Origin of the sequence: Promicromonospora sp. NPDC050262, from assembly GCF_040655935.1 — a bacterium.
Lineage (GTDB): Bacteria > Actinomycetota > Actinomycetes > Actinomycetales > Cellulomonadaceae > Promicromonospora.
The window spans coordinates 1-20,304 of the sequence record NZ_JBFAKX010000029.1; the positions used below are offsets into that span (position 1 = coordinate 1).

Below are 20,304 nucleotides of genomic sequence, written 5' to 3' on the forward strand. Positions count from 1 at the left end.
CGGCGCGGACCCTGGTCCGGGACCATAGGCCGGGCCGGGCTGCGGGGCGTCCGTCGACCAGCTGGTCGACTATCTCAGGAACCCCACCCCCTTTCGACATTCCCGGGGAAGATTTCACACGCGACGGGCGGGGATCCGGGCGAGCTGACGCCGTCCGGCGACTAGACTGGCGGCCATGTCCACCATCTCCCGCGACGAGGTCGCGCGCGTGGCTGCGCTGGCACGGATCGATCTGCGACAGGACGAGGTCGACCGCCTCGCCGGTGAGCTCGACGTGATTGTCGAGTCCGTCGCTCGCATCAGCGAGGTCGCCACCGCAGACGTGCCCGCTACGAGCCACCCGCTCCCGCTGACGAACGTGTTCCGAGACGACGTACCCGAGGCCCCGCTGCCGGTCGAGGACGTCCTGGCCGGAGCCCCGCAGCAGGAGAACGGCCGGTTCGCCGTCCCGCAGATCCTTGGCGAAGAGTGAGATGGGTACCAGCGACATGACGAACGACATCACCCGGCTGAGCGCGTCCGACCTCGCGTCCGCGCTCGGCAGCAAGGACCTCACCAGCGTCGAGGCCACGCAGGCCCACCTGGACCGCATCGCGGCCGTCGACGGCGACCTGCACGCGTTCCTGCACGTCTCCTCCGCGGAGGCGCTGGCCACGGCCGCCGAGGTCGACGCGAAGCGCGCCGCCGGCGAGGAGCTGCACCCGCTCGCCGGCGTGCCCATCGCGGTCAAGGACGTCGTGGTGACCAAGGGCCTGCCCACCACCGCGGGGTCGAAGATCCTCGAGGGCTGGGTCCCGCCGTACGACGCGACCCTCGTGGAGCGCATCAAGGCCGCGGGCCTGCCGATCCTCGGCAAGACCAACATGGACGAGTTCGCCATGGGCTCCTCGACGGAGCACTCGGCGTTCGGCAACACCAGGAACCCCTGGGACCTCGACCGGATCCCCGGCGGGTCCGGCGGTGGCTCCGCCGCGGCAGTGGCGGGCTTCGAGGCCCCCCTGGCGATCGGCACCGACACCGGCGGTTCCATCCGCCAGCCCGGCGCCGTCACCGGCACCGTCGGGGTCAAGCCCACCTACGGCGGCGTCTCCCGCTACGGCCTCATCGCCATGGCGTCGTCGCTCGACCAGGCCGGCCCCGTGACCCGTACCGTGCTCGACGCCGCGCTGCTGCACGAGCTGATCGGCGGGTACGACCACCACGACTCGACGTCGATCAACGAGCCGGTCCCCGGCGTCGTCGCCGCCGCCGAGCTGGGCGCCAAGGGCGACCTGAAGGGTCTGCGTGTCGGCGTCGTCAAGGAGCTCTCCGGCGAGGGCTACCAGGCGGGCGTGTCCGCGCGGTTCGAGGAGTCGCTCGACCAGCTGCGGGCGCTCGGCGCCGAGATCGTCGAGGTCTCGTGCCCCAGCTTCACCTACGCGCTCGACGCGTACTACCTGATCATGCCCGCCGAGGCGTCCAGCAACCTGGCCAAGTTCGACGGCATGCGCTTCGGCCTGCGGGTCGAGCCGGCCGAGGGCCCGGTCACCGCGGAGCGCGTCATGGGCGCCACGCGCGGCGCCGGTTTCGGCGACGAGGTCAAGCGCCGCGTCATCCTCGGCACGTATGCCCTGTCCGCGGGCTACTACGACGCCTACTACGGCAGCGCGCAGAAGGTCCGCACGCTGATCCAGCGCGACTTCGCGGCCGCGTTCGAGCAGGCCGACGTGCTGGTCTCGCCCACGGCGCCGACCACCGCGTTCAAGTTCGGCGAGAAGCTCGACGACCCGCTGGCGATGTACCTCAACGACGTCGCGACCATCCCGGCGAACCTCGCCGGCGTGCCCGGCATGTCGCTGCCGAACGGCCTGGCAGAGCCCGCCGGAGGGGGCGCCGGCCTGCCATCAGGTTTCCAGATCCTGGCCCCCGCCAAGGCGGACGACCGGTTGTACCGCGTGGGCGCCGCCCTCGAGGCGGCCCTCGAGAACGCCTGGGGCGGCCCCCTCCTGAACAAGGCACCCGAACTCAAGACCACGGAGCTCGCCCGATGACCGCACCGTCGACCGCCACGGCCACCAGCCTGGTCGCCTATGAGGACGCCGTCCGCCGCTACGACCCGGTGCTGGGCATCGAGGTGCACGTGGAGCTCGGCACGCTCACCAAGATGTTCTGCGCGGCCGAGGTCGAGTACGGCGGCGAGCCCAACACCCAGGTGACCCCGGTCAGCCTCGGGCTGCCGGGCGCTCTGCCCGTCGTCAACGGCAAGGCCGTCGAGTACGCGATCCGCATCGGCCTCGCGCTCAACTGCAGCATCGCCGAGAGCTGCCGGTTCGCGCGCAAGAACTACTTCTACCCGGACGTCCCCAAGAACTTCCAGACGTCGCAGTACGACGAGCCGATCGCCTACGACGGCTGGATCGACGTCGAGCTGGAGGACGGTGCGGTGTTCCGCGTCGAGATCGAGCGCGCGCACATGGAGGAGGACGCCGGCAAGAACACCCACGTGGGTGGCTCGACCGGCCGCATCCAGGGCGCCGAGTACTCGCTGGTGGACTACAACCGCGCCGGCATCCCGCTCGTGGAGATCGTCACGCGGCCCATCGAGGGCGTCGGCGACCGGGCCCCCGAGGTGGCCCGGGCCTACGTGCAGACGCTGCGCGACATCTTCCGCTCGCTGGGGGTCTCCGAGGCCCGCATGGAGCGGGGCAACGTCCGCGCGGACGTGAACCTGTCGCTGCGGCCGACGCCCGAGTCGCCCCTGGGCACGCGCACCGAGACCAAGAACGTGAACTCGTTCCGCTCGGTCGAGCGCGCCGTGCGCTACGAGGTGTCCCGCCAGGCGGGCGTGCTCGACGCCGGCCTGCCGGTGATCCAGGAGACGCGGCACTTCCACGAGGAGGACGGCACCACGTCGTCGGGCCGCGTGAAGTCGGACGCCGAGGACTACCGGTACTTCCCCGAGCCCGACCTGGTGCCCGTGGCCCCGAGCCGCGAGTGGGTCGAGGAGATCCGGGCGACGCTCCCGGAGCTGCCGGTCGCGCGCCGGCGCCGGCTCCAGGGCGAGTGGGGGTACGCCGACGCCGAGATGCGCGACGTGGTCAACGCCGGCGCCATCGACCTCATCGAGGCGACGGTCGCCGCCGGCACGAGCGCCGCGGGCGCCCGCAAGTGGTGGATGGGCGAGCTGGCCCGCCGTGCCAAGCAGGACGAGCTCTCGCTCGCGGACCTGTCCGTCACGCCGGCGCAGATCGCGCAGCTCCAGCAGCTCGTGGAGTCCGGCCGCATCAACGACAAGATCGCCCGCCAGGTGCTCGACGGCGTGCTCGCCGGCGAGGGCGACCCGGAGGCGGTCGTCGCGGCCCGCGGCCTCGAGGTCGTGTCCGACGACGGCGCGCTGCTCACCGCGATCGACGAGGCGCTGGCGGCTCAGCCCGACATCGTCGAGAAGGTCCGTGGTGGCAACCAGGGTCCGGTCGGCGCGATCATCGGCGCCGTCATGAAGGCGACCAAGGGCCAGGCCGACGCCAAGCGGGTGCGGGAGCTGGTGCTGGATCGGATCGGGCAGTGACGTCGCGAGCCGCGGTGACGTCCCGGGGTGCGAGGCCGGGCCGGTGACCCGCGGACCCCACCTGCACGGCGACATGGTGCGGTTGCGGCCGATCGAGGCACGCGACTCGGAGCGTCTGTGGGAGGCGGTCCAGGACCCGGAGGGCACCCGCCTGACCGGTACCACCGCCGTCTTCACGCGCGACCAGATCGACGAGTGGGCGCGTACCGTCAGCGACCGGCCCGGCCGGTACGACTGGGCGATCTGCCCGGCCGCGATGCGGGACGGCAAGCCGATCAGCGACGACATGATCGGCGAGATCGTGCTGAACGACCTCGACGAGACCGTCGGCTCGGCGAACCTGCGGCTCCAGCTCCTGCCGAACTACCGGGGGCGCGGGTACGGCCGCGAAGCCATCCAGGAGGTGCTGCGCTTCGCGTTCGACGGCGTCGAGGACGCACCAGGCCCGCGACTGCACCGGGTGAGCCTGGACGTGCTCAGCATCAACCCGCGCGCCCAGACCCTCTACGAGTCGCTCGGCTTCCGCGAGGAGGGCCGCCTGCGGGACATCTACCGTGACGGCGACACGTGGGCGGACGCCATCGTGATGAGCATCCTCGAGGACGAGTACCGGGCGCTGCACGACTGAGTCGCCCGGGACCGGATTCCCGGACGGCGCCCCGGCGGCGCCTGACCACTCGACGGTCAGGGGCCGCCGGTGATGTAGGCGGTGAGCTGGTCCCGCTCGGCCTGCACCTCGGCGATCCGGTGCTTGACCACGTCGCCGATGCTCACGATCCCCGTGAGCCGGGCGTCCACGAGCACCGGCACGTGCCGCACCCGGTGCTCCGTCATCACGGGCATGAGCTCGTCGAGCGTGGCGTCGGGGCCGCAGGTGTGCACGGCGACCGTCATGATCGCCTCGACGGTGCCGTCCAGGATGTCGTCCCCGTCCGAGTGCAGCCTGCGCACGACGTCGCGCTCGCTGACGATGCCGTCGACGGTGACGCCGTCGTCGGACACCACGACCGCGCCGATACGGTGCTCGGCGAGGAGGGCGAGCAGGTCGCGCACGCTCCGGTCCTTGGAGATGGTGACCACGGAGCCACCCTTGCGGCGCAGTGCCTCTGTCACTCGCATCGGGATACCTCCATCGAGTGCACGGCGGAGACCGCCTCCTTGCGGCCTCCTGCTACGACGGTACGGCACCGGGCGAATTTTCCCCAGGGGTGAGAGTCCCGCGTCCCGGCCCTCCGGGACGGGGTGCACGACCGTGAGGGGGTCACCCTGTGGACGCCGCCTGTCGGTCCCGGCGGACCGGAGGTAGCGTGACGAGGCCGTTCGCCCGCATCGCGCACGGCCACCCAGCATCGAAGGAGCTGAACAGTCATGAGTCGTCCCCTGCGCTCCCGGACGTCCACCCACGGCCGCAACATGGCCGGAGCCCGCGCGCTCTGGCGCGCCACCGGCATGGGTTCCGAGGACTTCGGGAAGCCGATCATCGCGATCGCGAACTCGTACACGCAGTTCGTACCGGGGCACGTACACCTCAAGGACATGGGCGACCTCGTGGCCTCGGCCATCCGCGAGGCCGGCGGCGTCGCGAAGGAGTTCAACACCATCGCCGTCGACGACGGCATCGCGATGGGCCACGCCGGCATGCTCTACTCCCTGCCGAGCCGCGACCTGATCGCGGACTCCGTGGAGTACATGGTCCAGGCACACACCGCCGACGCCCTCGTCTGCATCTCCAACTGCGACAAGATCACGCCGGGCATGCTCAACGCCGCGCTGCGGCTGAACATCCCGGTGATCTTCGTGTCGGGCGGCCCCATGGAGGCCGGCAAGGCGGTGGTGGCGAACGGCGTCGCGAAGACGCCGCTGAACCTCATCAACGCGATCAACTACTCGGCGGACGAGAACGTGGACGACGCCGCGCTCGGCCTGGTCGAGGAGAACGCGTGCCCCACGTGCGGCTCGTGCTCCGGCATGTTCACCGCGAACTCGATGAACTGCCTCACCGAGGCGCTGGGCCTGTCCCTGCCCGGCAACGGCTCGACGCTGGCGACGCACGCCGCCCGCAAGGAGCTGTTCCTGGAGGCCGGCCGCACCATCGTGGACCTGGCCCGCCGGTACTACGAGGACGAGGACGACTCCGCGGCGCCCCGCGGGATCGCCACCAAGGCGGCGTTCGCGAACGCGATGGCGCTCGACGTGGCCATGGGCGGCTCCACCAACACGGTGCTGCACGTCCTCGCCGCAGCCCAGGAGGCCGAGGTCGACTTCACGCTCGCCGACATCGAGGACATCAGCCGCCGGGTGCCGTGCCTGTCCAAGGTGGCGCCCAACCACCCGGACTACCACATGGAGGACGTCCACCGGGCGGGCGGCATCCCCGCGCTGCTGGGCGAGCTCGACCGCGGCGGCCTGCTGGACCACGACGTCACCTCGGTGCACACGCCCACGCTGCGCGCCTGGCTCGACGACTGGGACGTCCGCGGCGGCAAGGCCACCGACCGGGCGCTCGGCCTGTTCCACGCGGCGCCGGGCGGCGTGCGCACCACCAAGGCGTTCTCCACGAACAACCAGTGGGAGACGCTCGACACCGACGGCGCGGGCGGCTGCATCCGCGACATCGAGCACGCGTACACCGTCGAGGGCGGGCTGGCCGTGCTGCGCGGCAACCTCGCCGAGGACGGCGCCGTGTTCAAGACGGCGGGCGTCGACCCCGACGTCTTCCACTTCGTGGGCAAGGCGCTCGTCTGCGAGTCGCAGGACGAGGCCGTCGAGAAGATCCTGACCAAGCAGGTCGAGCCGGGCCACGTCGTCGTCGTGCGCTACGAGGGGCCGTCCGGCGGGCCGGGCATGCAGGAGATGCTCTACCCGACCTCATACATCAAGGGCCGCGGGCTGGGCAAGGTGGTCGCCCTCATCACGGACGGCCGGTTCTCCGGCGGGTCCAGCGGCATCTCCGTGGGGCACGTCTCGCCGGAGGCCGCGGCGGGCGGCACCATCGGCCTGGTCGAGGACGGCGACGAGATCGAGATCGACGTCGACACCCGGATGATCCGCATCAACGTGCCGGACGAGGTGCTCGCCGAGCGGCGCGCCAAGATGGAGTCGTCCGAGCGGCCGTGGCAGCCCGTCGCCCGCGACCGGTACGTGTCCCCGGCGCTGCAGGCCTACGCGGCCCTGGCGACGTCGGCCGACCGCGGGGCCGTGCGCGACGTCGCGCGCCTGCGGCGCGGCTGACGCCGTCGCCCGACGGTGGACCCGCGCCGGGTCCGCCGTCGGGCGACGCATTGACGAGCGGCGACGCCGAGGGCCTGTCGGGTGTCGGAGTCTCGTGCCATGGTGGTGGGACCCGGACGACTGGACGTACGAGGGAAGGCACTACCCATGAGCGACGCGATCACCGCTGCCGAGTTCACCGCGGCAGAAGGCACGGACGACTGGCGGGTGCTCCACGACGCGGCGCTCGCGCGCTTCACCACCGGTTCGTTCGCCACCGGGCTGGTGCTGGTCGCCCGCATCGGTGAGCTCGCCGAGTCCGCCAACCACCATCCCGACGTCGACCTGCGCTACGGGAGCGTGACGGTGCGGACCTGGTCGCACGACATCGGCGGGCTGTCCGAGCGGGACCTCGCGCTGGCGCGGGCGATCTCGGCCGCGGCCCGCAACGTCGGCGTCGCGGCGGACGTGTCCGGGCTGCGCGAGGTGGCGATCGCGATCGACGCCGTGGTCGGGCCCGCCGTCCAGGCCTTCTGGCAGGCGGTGCTGGGTCACGAGGCGCAGCCGTACCGCGGTGGGAACACCGCGGCCGGTCGGCTGCTCGACCGGGACGGACGCCAGCCGATGTTCTGGTTCCAGCAGACCGACGAGCACCGGGAGCAGCGCAACCGCATCCACGTGGACGTCTGGGTGCCGCACGACCTGGCCGAGGCGCGGGTGGCGGAGGCGGTCGCTGCCGGCGGGCGGCTCGTCACGGACAAGTACGCCCCGTCGTGGTGGGTGCTGGCCGACGCCGAGGGCAACGAGGCCTGCGTCTGCACCTGGCAGGGCGAGTTCTGACACACCCGAGGAATGCACCCGGAAAAGAGGATGAACTCCGGCTCGGGAATGGGTAACGTCTCGCGCTTGTGCGCCCGCTCACCCCACCCTCCCGGAACCCCTACTGGCGGTTCCTCCTGGCGGGCTTCCGCGGGCAGTCGGCCTACCCGCTCGCGACTCTCGCCGGCCTGGTCGCCAACGCGACGTTCGGCGTGCTCAAGGGCTCGATCATGGGGGCCGCGGTCGAGAGCTCGGGCGGTGAGCTGGCCGGGTACACGGCGGGCAGCATGGCCGCGTTCGTCTGGCTGGGCCAGGGGCTGCTCGGGTCGGTGAACCTGTGGGGCGGCAGCGACCTGCAGACCCGGATCAAGTCCGGCGACGTCGCCGTCGACTTCCTGCGGCCCGTGAGCGTCCAGGCCTCCCACGTGCTGACCGACGTCGGCAAGGGGCTGTTCGGCCTGCTGCCGCGAGGGCTGCCGAGCGTGCTGATCGGGGTCGCGATCGGCGGCATGGTGCTGCCGTCCGACCCGAGCGCGTACGCGCTCGGCCTGATCAGCCTGCTGCTCGGCATCGCCGTCTCGCACGCCTGCATCTACACCGTGGGGACGTCGGGCTTCTGGCTCGTGGAGTCCCGAGGCGTCGCCGTGTTCTACCTGTCGTTCTCGGGGCTGTTCGCCGGCCTCTACACGCCGATCTACCTCTTCCCGGACTGGCTGCTGACCCTCGCGCTGCTCACGCCGTTCCCGTCGATGATGCAGCTCCCGGTCGACGTGCTCTCCGGCCAGGTCACCGGTGCGGCGGCCTGGCAGCACCTCGGCGTGCAGGCGCTGTGGCTCGCGATCGTGCTCGCCGTCGGGCACCTGACCACGCGGGCCGGACGCCGCAGGCTGGAGGTGCAGGGTGGCTGAGGCACTTCGCGCCTACCGGGCCGTCGTGGCCAGCCGCGCGCGCTCGCAGGCGAGCCACCGCGCGAGCTTTCGCATGGACCTCGTCGGCGCACTGCTCGTCGGCATCATCGAGTTCGGCGAGATCTGGGTGCTCTACTCGGCGACGGACCAGATCGGCGGGTTCACGCTCGCGCAGATCATGCTCGTGTTCGGCCTGTCCGACCTCGCCTTCTCCCTCGCCGACCTGGTGGCCGGGCACTGCGACAACCTCCCGGTGTACGTCCGCGCGGGCACGCTCGACGTGTTCTTCCTGCGCCCGCAGCCGGTGCTGGCGCAGCTCGTCACGAGCGACCTCAGCCTGCGCCGCATCGGGCGCTGCCTGGTGGGCGCCACGTCGCTCACGGTCGGCCTGGCGCTCAACGACATCGAGTGGACCGCGGGCGCGGTCGGTCTGGTGGTCCTGGCGCTGGTCTGCGGGTTCGTCATCTTCACCGCGCAGTTCGTCACCGCGGCCGGGCTGCAGTTCTTCCTCGTCAACGGCGCCGAGATGACCAACGCGTTCGTGTACGGCGGCCGGTACGCGGCCACGCAGCCCACGAGCGTGTGGCCGCGCAGCCTGCTGGTGGTCTTCGGCGTCGTCTTCCCCGTGGCGTTCGCGGCGTTCCTGCCGGTCTCCACGCTGCTCGGCGTGCCGGGCGTCGCGGGTCTGCCGGTCTGGCTGGGCTGGTGCGCACCGGTCGCCGCGGTCTGGGCGGTCGTCGTCGCGGGGCTGTCCTGGCGCTGGGGCCTTCGTCACTACCGAGGAGCGGGCGGATGAACGTCATCGAGACCGAGGGCCTGACCCGGGTGTTCACCGGGCGGCCGGACCGGGGGAACCGGCTGCGGCGCTCGCGGCACGTCGCCGTCGACGGTCTCGACCTGACCGTCGAGGCGGGCGAGTCCGTGGGCTACATCGGCGCGAACGGGGCCGGGAAGTCGACCACGATCAAGATGCTCGTCGGCATCCTGGTGCCCACGAGCGGCACCGTGACGACCATGGGGCTGCACCCGTTGAAGCAGCGGCGCGCGCTCGCCCGCCGGATCGGCGTGGTGTTCGGGCAGCGCTCGCAGCTCTGGTGGGACCTGCCGGTGCGGGAGTCGTTCTCGATCCTGTCCGCGATCCACTCCCTGACCGCGGCCGACGAGCGCGCCCGCACCGCCGAGCTGGTGGACATGCTGGAGATGGGGGAGTTCCTGGCGACGCCCGTGCGGCAGCTCTCGCTGGGGCAGCGCATGCGGGCCGAGGTCGCGGCCGCGCTGCTGCACCGCCCGGACCTGGTGATCCTCGACGAGCCGACGATCGGCCTCGACGTGCTGTCCAAGCAGCGCCTGCGCGAGTTCCTCGTGGCGCAGCGGAGGGAGCACGGCACCACGCTGCTGCTCACGACGCACGACATGGGCGACGTCGAGCGGCTCTGCGAGCGGATCCTGGTCGTGGACCACGGCCGCCTGGCGTTCGACGGCACGCTGGACGGGCTGGCGCGTACGGTCGGCGCGCGGCGGGAGCTCGTCGTCGACCTCGCCGTCGCGACCCCCGACCTCACCGACGTGGCGGGCGCGGAGCACGTCCGGAGCGACTCGGACGGCCTGCGGCAGCGGTTCGCGTTCGACCCGCAGCGCACGACGGCGGCGCGGGTGCTCGCCGCGATCTCCGAGCGGGCCGAGGTGCTGGACCTGTCGATCGCCGAGCCCGACATCGAGGACGTGGTGCGCGAGATCTACCGCGCCACGCGGCGGTAGGCGGCACCCGGCGGTAGCGGGGGAGCGGCTCAGCCGTAGAGCGACTGGACGTCGAGCTCGATCGGGAACGGCAGGTCGACCTTGAGCGTCTCGCGGTAGATGCCGGTCGGCACGTAGGTCCTGGTGAGGTCGTCGAGCTCGTAGACATGGACTGTCGTCGCCCCGTTGCCGTCGGCGTCCTCGACGCGCCAGAAGTGGCGGATGCCTGCCTCGGCGTACTTGTGGGGGATGACGGCCTTGTCGCGGTGCTCGGACTCTGGCGAGACCACCTCGATCGCGAGCACGATGTCCTTGGCGTCGTACCAGGTCGCGTCTCCGTCGATCGCCGCCGTCGACGCGATCACGTCGGGTTCGGGCCGGTTGTGCTTGTCCAGCAGGACGGTCATCTCGCTGTCGATGACGGTTCCCTCGGGCGCCTGGCTGGTCAGGCCGGACCGGAGGGCGAAGATGACGCTGCTGTGCCAGCGACGTCGTGGGGACATCATGAAGACGAGGGCTCCGTCGATCAGCTCGGTGTGGCGGGGAGCGTCCGGCAGATCGTCCAGGTCCTCGGCGAGCCAGCCCTCCGGGCGCGGCGGGCGCATCCAGTCGGGGAGCTGAGTCATGGGAACACGGTAACAACGGGCAGCCGTGGTGCCATGGCTCATCGCTGCTCCTGTCGATCGCATGCCTAGACGTTCATACGTCTAGCCCTCCTCCGCGCGAGATGGGTGCCGCTAACGTGTGCCGGGTGCTTCCCGAACCAGCCGCCGTGCTGAGCCCGGTTCCCGCCCGATCCGCCGAGCCCGCGCCGTCGACCCCGCGGTCGCCCCGGCCGGTCCCGCACCCCGTCGCCCGGATCGCCGAGGTGGCGGTCCACCTGCCCGAACGCACCCGCGACGTGGCCGAGGCCGAGCGCGACCTGCACCGCAGGAACCCCAGGGTCGCGCCGCGACTGCCGATGGTGTCGCGCCTGACCGGCGTGCGCCGGACCCACGTGGCCGACGCCGACCAGCAGGCCTCGGACCTCGCCGTCGCCGCCTCCCGCACCCTCCTCGACCGGGCGGGTGTCGGGCCGCAGGACGTGGACCTCCTGATCTTCGCCTCGGCCACGCAGGACATGATCGAGCCCGCCACCAGTCACATCACCGCGGCCAAGCTCGGCGTGCGGGCGCCGGTGATGGACGTCAAGAACGCCTGCAACTCCGTGCTCAACGGGATCGAGGTGGCCGAGGCCCTCATCGGGACCGGCCGGTACCGCCGCGTGCTGGTCGCGTCCGGCGAGATGCCGACGCGCGGCGTCCGGTGGGACGTGCCCGACCGGTCGACGTACGCCCTGTCCGCGGCCGGCTACACGATGTCCGACGCCGGGGCGGCGGTGCTCGTCGAGGCGACCGAGGTGCCGTCGGGCTTCGAGGACGAGCTGGCCGCCGAGCTCGCCGGCCTGGTCGAACCCGCGGTCCGGCCGTCCGGCATCCTCGGCTCGGCGTTCACCGCGGAGTCGCAGCACTGGGACGTGGGCATGCTGCCGGGCGGCGGGACGTTCAACCCGCGCGACCCCGAGCGCAGCTACTTCGAGATCGACGGGTCGCGCCTGCGCGAGGCGTTCCTCGCGCTCGGACCGGGCCCGGTCGACGAGGCGCTGGAGCGGGCCGGCGTGACGATGGACGAGGTCGCGCTCGTCGCGGTGCACCAGGTCGCGGTCGGCTACCTCGCCGACGTGCACGCGGCGCTCGGCGTGCCGGCCGACCGCACGATCGTCACGGTGGCCGACCACGGCAACCTGGCCTCGGCGACCCTGCCGCTGCAGCTCGTGACGGCGCTGGAGTCCGGCCGGCTGCGCCGGGGCGACGTGGTGCTGCTCCTCGGGCTCGCGGGCGGGATCAGCATGGGGGCGATGGTGGTCCGGTGGTGACGGAGCGCAGCGAGGGCGCGGCAGAGAGCAGAGCCCGCCTCGCCGTCGTCGTGCCCGCGCTGAACGAGGCGCACGAGCACGGGATCCTGCGCACCCTCGCGGCGCTGCACGCCCAGGAGGACGACGACTTCGACCTCGTGGTGGTGGACAACGGGTCCACCGACGGCACGCCGGACGTGGTGCGCAAGGCGATCGCGGACTGGGGGCGCATGCGCTGGCAGGTCGTCACGGAGCCCGAGAAGGGGACCGGCGCCGCGGCGGACACCGGGATGCGGGCCGCCATCGCCCTCGGGGCCGAGCTGCTGGCCCGGACCGACGCCGACTGCCTGCCGCCCCCGGGATGGACGCGGGCGGTGCGTCAGGCGTTCGCGTCGGGCGACGAGCTGGTCGCCGGGCGGCTGCTGCCGCGCACCGACGACCTGCCGGTCTCCCGGGTCCAGCAGGGTGTGCTGTCGTTCGCGCTGTGGGCGTCCAGCACGTTCGGCAAGGTGCGCCCCGGAAACCGGGACGACGGGTACCTGGGGCCGTACGTGATGACGCCCGGCTGCAACATGGCGATCACGGCGTCCCTGTACGAGCGGGCCGGCGGGTTCCCGCGCACCCGGATCGAGGACGTGCACGAGGACCGGGCCCTGGTGAACGCCGTGCGCCGGCTGACCACCCGGTACGCGGAGCACCGCGAGGTCTGGGTGCGCGCCTCGACGCGCCGCGTGCACGCGTGGGGACTGGTGCGCACCCTCGGCTGGTACGCCGACCACCGCTACCGGCCCGCGGTCGTGGACATCCGATGACGGCCGTCGCGCCCGAGGCGCCCTGGGAGGAGCGGGTGCAGCGGGCCGCGCACCCGCTCGCCTACCCGGCGCTCCGGTCCGCGCGGCACCGGCCCGTGGTGCGCGTCCCGCGCATCGGCGTGGTGGTGAGCGACGCAGCGGTCGCGCGCGAGGTGCTGCTCGACCTGGACCACTTCTCGAAGGTGGGCCCGGGGGCGCCGTCGGACCTGTGGACGCCGGTCCTCGGGCCGTCCGTGCTGCTCAACATGGAGGGGGCGGAGCACGCCTCGCTGCGGCGCGCGCTGGGGCCGCTGTTCGCGCCCCGCGCAGTGCGGGAGCTGGTGTCCGGGGCCGCGGACGGCGGCGGCGTGCTGCCGGACCTGACGCGGCGGCTGGCCGCGGGGGAGACCGTCGACCTCGCCGCCGCGGTGACGGCGCAGGCCGGCGCGGTGATCTGCGGGATGGTGGGGCTGCCGCCGACGGACGACGCCGTGCGCTCCGCGATGTCGGCCGCCCGGACGATCACCGGGATGGTGCGGCTGCACCGGCACGGCCTCACGCGGTCCCAGGTCGCGCGGGCCCGGGCGGTGCTGGAGCGGCTGACGGCGCCCGCCCGCGCCGCCTACGACGACGGCGACCCGGCGACGGTGCCCGGGCGGATGCGCGACCTGGGGCTGTCCGAGCGCGAGGCGATGGGCGCCGTCGGGGCGTTCGTGCTCACGGGGACGGAGACCGTCCAGTCGTTCGTGCCGCGGCTCCTGGCGATCGCGCACGACACCGGGTGGACGAGGCGGCTGCTGGCCGACGACGCCCAGGTGCGGCGGCGCGCCGTCGAGGAAGGGCTGCGCGTCACCGTGCCGACGCCGGCGATGCTGCGCGCGGTGCGGGCCGACGCGTCGGTGGGCGGGGTGCCCGTCGCCGCCGGCGAGCGCGTGGTGATCGCCACGGTCAACTGCTGCCGGGCCGCCGGCGGCTTCGATCCCGGCCGGCCGGTCGACCCCGCAGTGCGGCACCTGTGGTTCGGTGCGGGGCCGCACTTCTGCCTCGGCATGCCGCTGGCGATCGCCCAGGTGGACGCCGTCCTGGACGCGCTCGCTGCCGCGTCGGCCGGCGGCCGGGTGCCCGTCGTCGGCCGGCGCCGGGCCGCGCGCGGCGTGCTGGTTCCGGCGTACCGGTCGCTGGAGCTGCGCCTGGGATCGCCCGGGAAGGAGACGACATGACCCACTTCCTGGAGCGCCTGCCCGTCCTGGCGCGGGACACGCCCGACGCCGTGGCGCTGCGCTGGTTCGGCGGCCGGGGCGGCGCTCGTGTGCGTGAGGAGGTCACGTTCCGCGAGCTCGCCGAGCGCGTCGAGCGGACGGCGTCCGGCCTGCGGGCGCAGGGCTTGCGGCCCGGTGACCGGGTGCTGTTCAGCGTCCGGCCCCGGCCCGAGGGCGTGGTCCTGTGCCTCGCGATCCTGCGCGCGGGCGGCTCCGTCGTCTTCGTGGACCCGGGCTCGACACCGGAGCTGTTCGCCGCCCGGATCGCGGCGGCGGGGCCGCGGTGGGCCGCGACGGAGGCGCTGCTGTACGCGGCGTCGTCGGGGCCGCTGCGCGGGATCGCGCGGTCGCGCGGGCTGCTGCTCCCGGACTACGGCCGGCTGCCCGTGCGGCACCTGTACACCGGGCGGTGGCTGCCCGGGGTGCCGCGCGGGGCGCGGCGGGCGGCGGTACGGAGACCGGTGCCAAGGCTGGAGCCGACGCCGGGGTCGGAACCGGCGCCGCGGCCCGGGTGGGTCGCGGCCGATCCCGAGGCGCTGGTCGTCTTCACGTCCGGGACCACCGCCGAGCCCAAGGCCGTGGTGCACACCGTGGGCACGCTCGGCGGCATGCTGGGCCTGTTCGCGGAGGTCGGTGCGCTGCGGGCCGGTCAGCGAGCGCACACCGACCAGATGTTCCTCGGGCTCCCGGCGATGCTCGCGGGCGGCACGTGGGAGATCCCGGCGAGCACGCCCAAGGACGACCCGGCGGCGTTCGCGCGCGGCGTCGCGGGCGCCGACTCGTCGTTCCTGGTGCCCGCCGACGTCACGGCGCTGCTCGACGTCCTGGAGGCCCGGGCCGCGGACGGCGGCGCGGTACCCGCCGTCGGCCCCGCGGTGCTGGCGGTCGGGGCGGCACCGGTCACCGTCGCGCTGCTGGAGCGGGGCCGCCGAGTGCTGCCGGGCACGCGCTGGATCGCCGTGTACGGGGCCACCGAGATCCTGCCCGCCGCGATGACCGAGGCGGACGAGAAGATCGCGGCGGCCGGGGGTGTGGCGAGTGCCGGGGGCGCTGCGGGCGCCGGGGGCGCGGCGGGCGCCGGTGCCGGCGGCGCGCGGGGCGACCTCGTGGGTCGTCCGTTGGAGGGGATCGGCGTCCGCATCGACACCGGCGTCGTCGGCCTGGACGAGGCGTCAGGTACGTCCGGGGGCGAACCCGGTGACGGGCCGGCGGTGGGCGAGCTGGTGCTGACCGGACCGTCCCTGATGGCGGGCTACCTGTCCGACCTCGACGCCGGCAAGCCGCGGGCCGCCGAGCACCGTACCGGCGACCTCGCCTACCGGGACGCGGAGGACCGGATCGTGCTGGTCGGCCGCAACCGGGACATGATCATCCGCGGCACGGTGAACATCTACCCGGGCCTGTTCGAGCCCCGGCTGCGGGACCTGCCGGGGGTGGCCGACGCCGTGATGGTCGGCGTCCCGATGCCGGACGGCGACGAGCGGGTGGTGCTCGTCGTGACCCCCGAGGGCGCCGTGCCCGGTACGGGAGCGCCCACGGTCCGGGCGGACACCGAGCTCGCCCGGGCCGTCGCCGACCAGGTCGGACGGGTCCTGGACCACGGCGCCCTGCCCGACCTGGTGGTCGAGGCATCGCACGTGCCGCTCGCGGGCCGGTCCCGGAAACCGGACCGTCATGCCCTGGTCGACCTGGTTTCACCTCTCGCGGGTACAGTGCGCGCATGAGGGTGGCTGTGACCGGTTCGTCTGGGTTTGTTGGCGGGGCTGTGGTGCGGGATCTCGCGGCGCACGGCCACGAGGTGATCGCGTTCTCGCGCCGGGTCCCGCGCGTACCCGCCGAGCTGCTCGACAAGGTCTCCCACCAGTTCTGGGACCTGCGGGACGGCCCGCTGGCGAAGGAGGACCGGCCCGAGGACGTCGACGTCGTGGTGCACTGCGGCGCGTCCGTCGGGGACGGCGGCAGCCATGCCCGGGCCTGGGTGGTCAACGTCGAGGGCACCCGCGCGGTCCGCGAGACCTTCCCCGACGCACGGTTCGTCCACCTGTCGTCGGGCAGCGTCTACGACCCCCGGACGCCGAGCGTCGCGGCCACCGAGGCGGAGGCGCCCGCCCGCGGGTACGTGAACCCCTATGGCTCCACCAAGGCCGCTGCCGAGCGGTACCTCGCGGCCGACGCCGCGCGCGAGGACCGCGGCCCCGTCGTCGTGCTGCGGCCGCACGCGGTCTACGGGCCGGGCGACACGACGCTGCTGCCGCGGCTGGAGTCCGCGGCGATCGGCGCCTGGCTGCCGCTGCCGGGCGGCGGCAAGGTGCGGCAGCACCTCACGCACGTCGACACGCTGGCCCGCGCGGTGCGGGCCGCCCTGGACGCCGACGTCGAGCCCGAGATCGCCGCCGGGCGGCCGCTCGTGGCCAACGTGGCCGACGCCAGCCCGGTCGACCTCGACGAGACGCTCGAGCTGCTGATGTTCGCCCGGTTCCGGCCGGTCCAGGTGGTGGGGATCCCGCTGCGGCTGGCGCACGCCCTGGCCTGGGTGGGGGAACGACTGGCGCGGTGGACCGGCCGCGAGCCGCGGCTGTCGCGATACGCCATCAGCCACCTCGCGATGGAGCGCACCTACGACCTCACGGTGCTGCGGGAACGCCTCGGCGTGGACCCGGCGCCGACGTCGCTGCACGGCGCCATGAGCTGGTAGCCCTCGTGTCAGACGTACAGGTCCCTCCCGTGACCTGTGCACCTGACACATCGGGAGGCTGTCCGGAATGCCCTACCCTGTGCGGGTGATTCCAGGGAGCGACGTCGCGATCGAGACGCTCGGGCTGCGCAAGGCGTACCGGTCGGTGCGCGGACGCGCCGTGGGCGTGGACGGCCTCGACCTGCGCGTACCGGCCGGCGGCGTGCACGCGCTCCTCGGCCTCGCGGGCTCGGGCAAGACCACCACGCTGCGCCTGCTCACCGGCCTCGCCCACGCGGACGGCGGCGCCATGAAGATCTTCGGCACCCATGTCCCGGACGGCCTGCCCGACCTCGCCGGCCGCATCGGCGCCGTCGTCGGCGACCCCGGGTTCCACGGCCGGCTGAGCGGACGTCGCAACCTCGCCCTCCTCGCGAGCGCGGCCTCCGTGCCGCGCGCCCGCGTGGACGAGGTGCTCACCCGCGTGGTCCTCGCAGACCGGGCCAGGGCCGCCTACGCCACCTACTCGCCCGACGAGGAACGCCGGCTGGCGCTCGCGGCGGCGCTGCTGCGCGATCCCGAGCTCCTCGTCGTCGACGACCCGAGCGCCGGGCTCGACGCCGTCGGCACACGCGAGATCCGCCAGGCCCTGCGGCGGCTGGCGGACCAGGGCAAGACCGTCCTGATCGCGACCGGCGTGCTCACCGAGGCGCAGCAGATCGCTGACACGGTCACGGTGCTCGACGGCGGCCGCATCCTCGCGCAGGGGAGCACCGCCGAGCTCCTGGGCGACGCCAGGGTGAGCGTCCGCGTGGGCATCGACGAGCCGGGCAAGGCCGCCACGGCCCTGCGGGCCGCGGGGTTCAAGGTCCGGGCCGACGGCGACACGCTCCACGTCGACGACGTCGCCGAGCCCGCCGAGATCTCGCGGGCGCTCGCCAAGCAGAAGCTCTTCGCGGGCGAGCTGGTGCCGCAGCGGGAGGACCTGGCCGCCGTCGTCGGACGGCTGCGTCCTGTGGTGCCGCCGGCGCCCGTACCGCCGAGCCGCGCCGAGGAGCGAGCGGCCCGCAAGGCCGCGGAGCGGAAGGCGGCGGAGCGGAAGAGGGCCGCCGACCAGCGCAAGGCGGACAAGGAGGCGGCCGCGAAGCAGGCCGCGGACGAGGCGAGGGCGACCGAGGAGGCCGCGGCGAAGCAGGCGGCGATCGACGCGCGGGCCGCGGCCAAGGAGGCCGCACGCGCGGAGCGGGCGGCCGCGAAGGAGAACCGGAGGTCGGCGGGACGGTCGGCCGGGCCGGAGGCGGTCGGTGCCGGGGACACGGCTGCCGGGCAGGGGGACGCAACGGTGAAGGCGGTCGCGCAGGTGAGTGCCTCGGTGTCGGGCACCTCGGCGTCGGTCTCGGCACATGCGGGCGCCTCGAAGACCGGCGCCTCGAAGACGAACGCTCCCAAGCCGGGTGCCCCGAAGCCCGGTGTGTCGAAGCCCGGTGTGTCGAAGCCTGCTGCGTCGAAGGCGACCGGCTCGAAGCCCGGCTCGGAGGCGACCGGCTCGGAGGTCGGCGTCCCGAAGCCGTCCGGTTCTCGGCCGGCCGCGCCGAAGCCGGCCGCGCCGAAGCCGTCCGGTTCTCGGCCGGCCCCGCCGAAGCCGTCTGCGCCGAAGTCCTCCGCCGCCAAGTCCTCCGCCACACCAGGCACGGCCGCGGCCACCGCAGAGCCGCCCGCGGACGCCGACGCGCCGCCCAAGCAGTCGAGGTTCGCTCAGCGGCGGGCGGAGTTCGACGCCAAGGTGGCCGAGAAGCAGGCGGCGGCCGAGGCGCGGCTCGCGGAGCGCCAGGCGGCCGCCGACGCGAAGGCCGCGGAGAAGCAGGCCGCGGCGGAGGCCAGGGCGGCCGCGAAGCAGGACAAGGCCGATGCCAGGCAGGACAAGGCGGACGCGCGGCAGGCCAGGATCGACGACCGGGCCGCGCAGAAGCAGGCGGAGCTCGACGCCAAGGAGGCCGCGGCGCGGCAGAGGGCGGCCGAGAAGGCCGCGGCGGAGCAGGCGCGCGCCGACGCGAAGCAGGCCGCCCTCGATGCCAAGCAGGTCGCCCTCGACGAGAAGGCCACCCGGAAGCAGGAGGCCGCCGACGCCAGGACGGCCCGGCTCGCGAGCCGCACGGAGGGCGCCAAGGCGCTCCTGGGCCGGCGCGCGGCGGAGACGTCCGGCGGCCGGGACGGGGGCCTTGAGCTTGACGACCGGGAGGCGGAGGATCTGGAACCGGACGACCTCGAGCTGAAGCGGCTCGAGGCGGAGGGGCTGGAGCTCGACGACCTCGAGCTCGACGACCTCGCACCGGACGCCGCCGAGCCGGCTGAACCCGAGCCGGGCGACACCGAGCCGGGCGACGCCGAGACCGACGACGACGCACCGGACGCCGCCGAGCCGGACGGCGCCGCCGCGCCGAGGCCGGGCCCGCGCACCGACGCGGGGACGGGGCGGCGGCCCCGCCCCGGGCAGCAGGGACCAGGCCGGAGCAAGAAGCGTTCGAAGGGAAGGCGATGATGGGCCTGCTGTGGGCCGAGCTGCGCAGGTTCGCCGTGCGGCCGGCGATCCGGTGGATCGCCGTGGCGATGCTCGCGCACGTGGCGCTGGCGGTCGCGGTGACGGCGTTCGAGCCGGAGGCGTTCACGCTCGCGGCGATGCTCGACCAGGGCCAGATCTCGTTCTACGCGATGACGTCGGTGTTTCTCGCCTACGTGGCGGGCGTGCTGCTGGTGACCGGGCCCGCGGCGCAGGGCGGTACGCGCGCGCTGCTGACCGTCGAGCCCCGCCGCGGCCGCGTCTACTGGAGCAAGCTGGCGGCGGCCGGGCTGGCCGTGGTGCCCGGCATCGCGGCGGCCTGCGCGCTGCTGGGGTTCGGCATGTACTGGGCGCACGCGCGGGCCGGGGTGCTCGGCGGTCCGCCGTCGGACCTGGTGGAGGCGCTGACGTGGAGCGGCGTACGCGTGATCGCCCTCGCGGTGTTCGCCGCGGTCGGCGGCGCGGCGCTCGGGGTGCTCGTGCGGCGCTGGTGGGTGGCGGTCGGGCTCGCGGCGGTGTGGTTCGTGGCCGAGGAGCAGGTGGCGCTGAGCGCGTCGTCCGCCGTCCGGGACTGGCTGCCGTTCACCAACGCGGACTCGTGGGTCCGCGGCACGCGGACCGTGCTCGCCGGCGACGGGGTCCTGGCGGCCCCGTACGTGCACAGCGGTCTCCTGCTGCTCGGCATCACGGTGGCGCTGGCCGTGCTCGGCTCGGTGGTGTTCCGGCACCGCGACGTACGCTGAGCGCGGCGGACCGGTTCCTCGGGAGGCCCGGGATCCTGCGGGCCGGACGACCTCGTGTCTCGGATCGTGGGACCTTTGGCCCGCTGAGTGACACCGGCGACTTTTCGGCGTAACGTGCGTGACGTGCAGACGATCATTCTTGTAGTACTTCCTGAGCGCGCGGCC

Annotated in this window: 18 protein-coding genes; 16 read left to right on the forward strand and 2 right to left on the reverse strand. The window is 73.7% G+C overall.

The window, feature by feature from the left end:
* Window positions 1-175: 175 nt before the first annotated feature.
* The 4 genes from gatC to AB0I29_RS26225 are packed head-to-tail and all read left to right on the forward strand — an operon-like array spanning window position 176 to window position 4,175.
* Window positions 176-472 carry an Asp-tRNA(Asn)/Glu-tRNA(Gln) amidotransferase subunit GatC gene (gene gatC, locus AB0I29_RS26210; RefSeq protein WP_285107085.1) on the forward strand — a complete coding sequence of 99 codons (297 nt, stop codon included), beginning with the start codon at window positions 176-178 and terminating at the stop codon, window positions 470-472.
* Between the two features lies 1 nt (window position 473).
* Window positions 474-2,030 (forward strand): Asp-tRNA(Asn)/Glu-tRNA(Gln) amidotransferase subunit GatA, encoded by a 1,557-nt coding sequence (gene gatA / locus AB0I29_RS26215; RefSeq protein ID WP_285107087.1) that lies wholly within the window; start codon window positions 474-476, stop codon window positions 2,028-2,030.
* Window positions 2,027-3,547: an Asp-tRNA(Asn)/Glu-tRNA(Gln) amidotransferase subunit GatB gene (gatB, locus tag AB0I29_RS26220; protein WP_285107089.1), complete on the forward strand. Its 1,521-nt coding sequence runs from the start codon at window positions 2,027-2,029 to the stop codon at window positions 3,545-3,547. Before gatA ends, gatB begins: the two co-directional genes overlap by 4 nt.
* A 43-nt stretch (window positions 3,548-3,590) precedes the next feature.
* The gene (locus AB0I29_RS26225; protein WP_357487011.1) at window positions 3,591-4,175 is read left to right on the forward strand and encodes a GNAT family protein; all 585 of its coding nucleotides are present in this window, start codon (window positions 3,591-3,593) and stop codon (window positions 4,173-4,175) included.
* Between the two features lie 56 nt (window positions 4,176-4,231).
* Here the strand turns inward: AB0I29_RS26225 and AB0I29_RS26230 are convergent, their stop codons facing one another.
* Window positions 4,232-4,666 carry a CBS domain-containing protein gene (locus tag AB0I29_RS26230; protein ID WP_285107093.1) on the reverse strand — a complete coding sequence of 145 codons (435 nt, stop codon included), beginning with the start codon at window positions 4,664-4,666 and terminating at the stop codon, window positions 4,232-4,234.
* Between the two features lie 249 nt (window positions 4,667-4,915).
* On the opposite strand from AB0I29_RS26230, the gene ilvD reads away from it, so the two are divergent.
* From ilvD to AB0I29_RS26255, 5 genes are all read left to right on the forward strand, one after another.
* A complete protein-coding gene (gene ilvD, locus AB0I29_RS26235) occupies window positions 4,916-6,778 on the forward strand; it encodes a dihydroxy-acid dehydratase (protein ID WP_285107095.1) in 1,863 nt (620 codons plus the stop codon).
* A gap of 147 nt (window positions 6,779-6,925) precedes the next feature.
* A complete protein-coding gene (locus tag AB0I29_RS26240) occupies window positions 6,926-7,597 on the forward strand; it encodes a VOC family protein (protein ID WP_108494984.1) in 672 nt (223 codons plus the stop codon).
* A gap of 68 nt (window positions 7,598-7,665) precedes the next feature.
* A complete protein-coding gene (locus AB0I29_RS26245) occupies window positions 7,666-8,484 on the forward strand; it encodes an ABC-2 family transporter protein (RefSeq protein WP_357487014.1) in 819 nt (272 codons plus the stop codon).
* Window positions 8,477-9,280: an ABC-2 family transporter protein gene (locus AB0I29_RS26250; RefSeq protein WP_357487016.1), complete on the forward strand. Its 804-nt coding sequence runs from the start codon at window positions 8,477-8,479 to the stop codon at window positions 9,278-9,280. The genes AB0I29_RS26245 and AB0I29_RS26250 overlap by 8 nt, the downstream gene beginning before the upstream one ends.
* Complete coding sequence (locus AB0I29_RS26255; protein ID WP_357487018.1) at window positions 9,277-10,242, forward strand: ATP-binding cassette domain-containing protein; 966 nt, start codon at window positions 9,277-9,279, stop codon at window positions 10,240-10,242. Before AB0I29_RS26250 ends, AB0I29_RS26255 begins: the two co-directional genes overlap by 4 nt.
* 29 nt (window positions 10,243-10,271) lie before the next feature.
* Here AB0I29_RS26255 and AB0I29_RS26260 read toward each other — a convergent pair whose 3' ends face one another.
* Window positions 10,272-10,847 carry a Uma2 family endonuclease gene (locus AB0I29_RS26260; RefSeq protein WP_357487020.1) on the reverse strand — a complete coding sequence of 192 codons (576 nt, stop codon included), beginning with the start codon at window positions 10,845-10,847 and terminating at the stop codon, window positions 10,272-10,274.
* Between the two features lie 125 nt (window positions 10,848-10,972).
* Between AB0I29_RS26260 and AB0I29_RS26265 the strand changes: the two genes are divergently transcribed.
* From AB0I29_RS26265 to AB0I29_RS26295, 7 genes are all read left to right on the forward strand, one after another.
* Window positions 10,973-12,136 (forward strand): ketoacyl-ACP synthase III, encoded by a 1,164-nt coding sequence (locus AB0I29_RS26265; protein WP_357487022.1) that lies wholly within the window; start codon window positions 10,973-10,975, stop codon window positions 12,134-12,136.
* Window positions 12,133-12,927 (forward strand): glycosyltransferase, encoded by a 795-nt coding sequence (locus AB0I29_RS26270; RefSeq protein WP_357487024.1) that lies wholly within the window; start codon window positions 12,133-12,135, stop codon window positions 12,925-12,927. The genes AB0I29_RS26265 and AB0I29_RS26270 overlap by 4 nt, the downstream gene beginning before the upstream one ends.
* Window positions 12,924-14,126, forward strand: coding sequence for a cytochrome P450 (locus AB0I29_RS26275; protein ID WP_357487026.1), 1,203 nt, complete (start codon window positions 12,924-12,926; stop codon window positions 14,124-14,126). The genes AB0I29_RS26270 and AB0I29_RS26275 overlap by 4 nt, the downstream gene beginning before the upstream one ends.
* On the forward strand, window positions 14,123-15,889 hold the full coding sequence (locus AB0I29_RS26280; protein WP_357487028.1) for a class I adenylate-forming enzyme family protein: 1,767 nt from the start codon (window positions 14,123-14,125) through the stop codon (window positions 15,887-15,889). The genes AB0I29_RS26275 and AB0I29_RS26280 overlap by 4 nt, the downstream gene beginning before the upstream one ends.
* Complete coding sequence (locus AB0I29_RS26285) at window positions 15,886-16,860, forward strand: NAD(P)-dependent oxidoreductase (RefSeq protein ID WP_357487030.1); 975 nt, start codon at window positions 15,886-15,888, stop codon at window positions 16,858-16,860. Before AB0I29_RS26280 ends, AB0I29_RS26285 begins: the two co-directional genes overlap by 4 nt.
* A gap of 85 nt (window positions 16,861-16,945) precedes the next feature.
* Window positions 16,946-19,378, forward strand: a complete 2,433-nt coding sequence (locus AB0I29_RS26290) for an ATP-binding cassette domain-containing protein (protein ID WP_357487032.1) — start codon at window positions 16,946-16,948, stop codon at window positions 19,376-19,378.
* The gene (locus AB0I29_RS26295) at window positions 19,375-20,139 is read left to right on the forward strand and encodes a hypothetical protein (protein ID WP_285107119.1); all 765 of its coding nucleotides are present in this window, start codon (window positions 19,375-19,377) and stop codon (window positions 20,137-20,139) included. Before AB0I29_RS26290 ends, AB0I29_RS26295 begins: the two co-directional genes overlap by 4 nt.
* Window positions 20,140-20,304 lie beyond the last annotated feature (165 nt).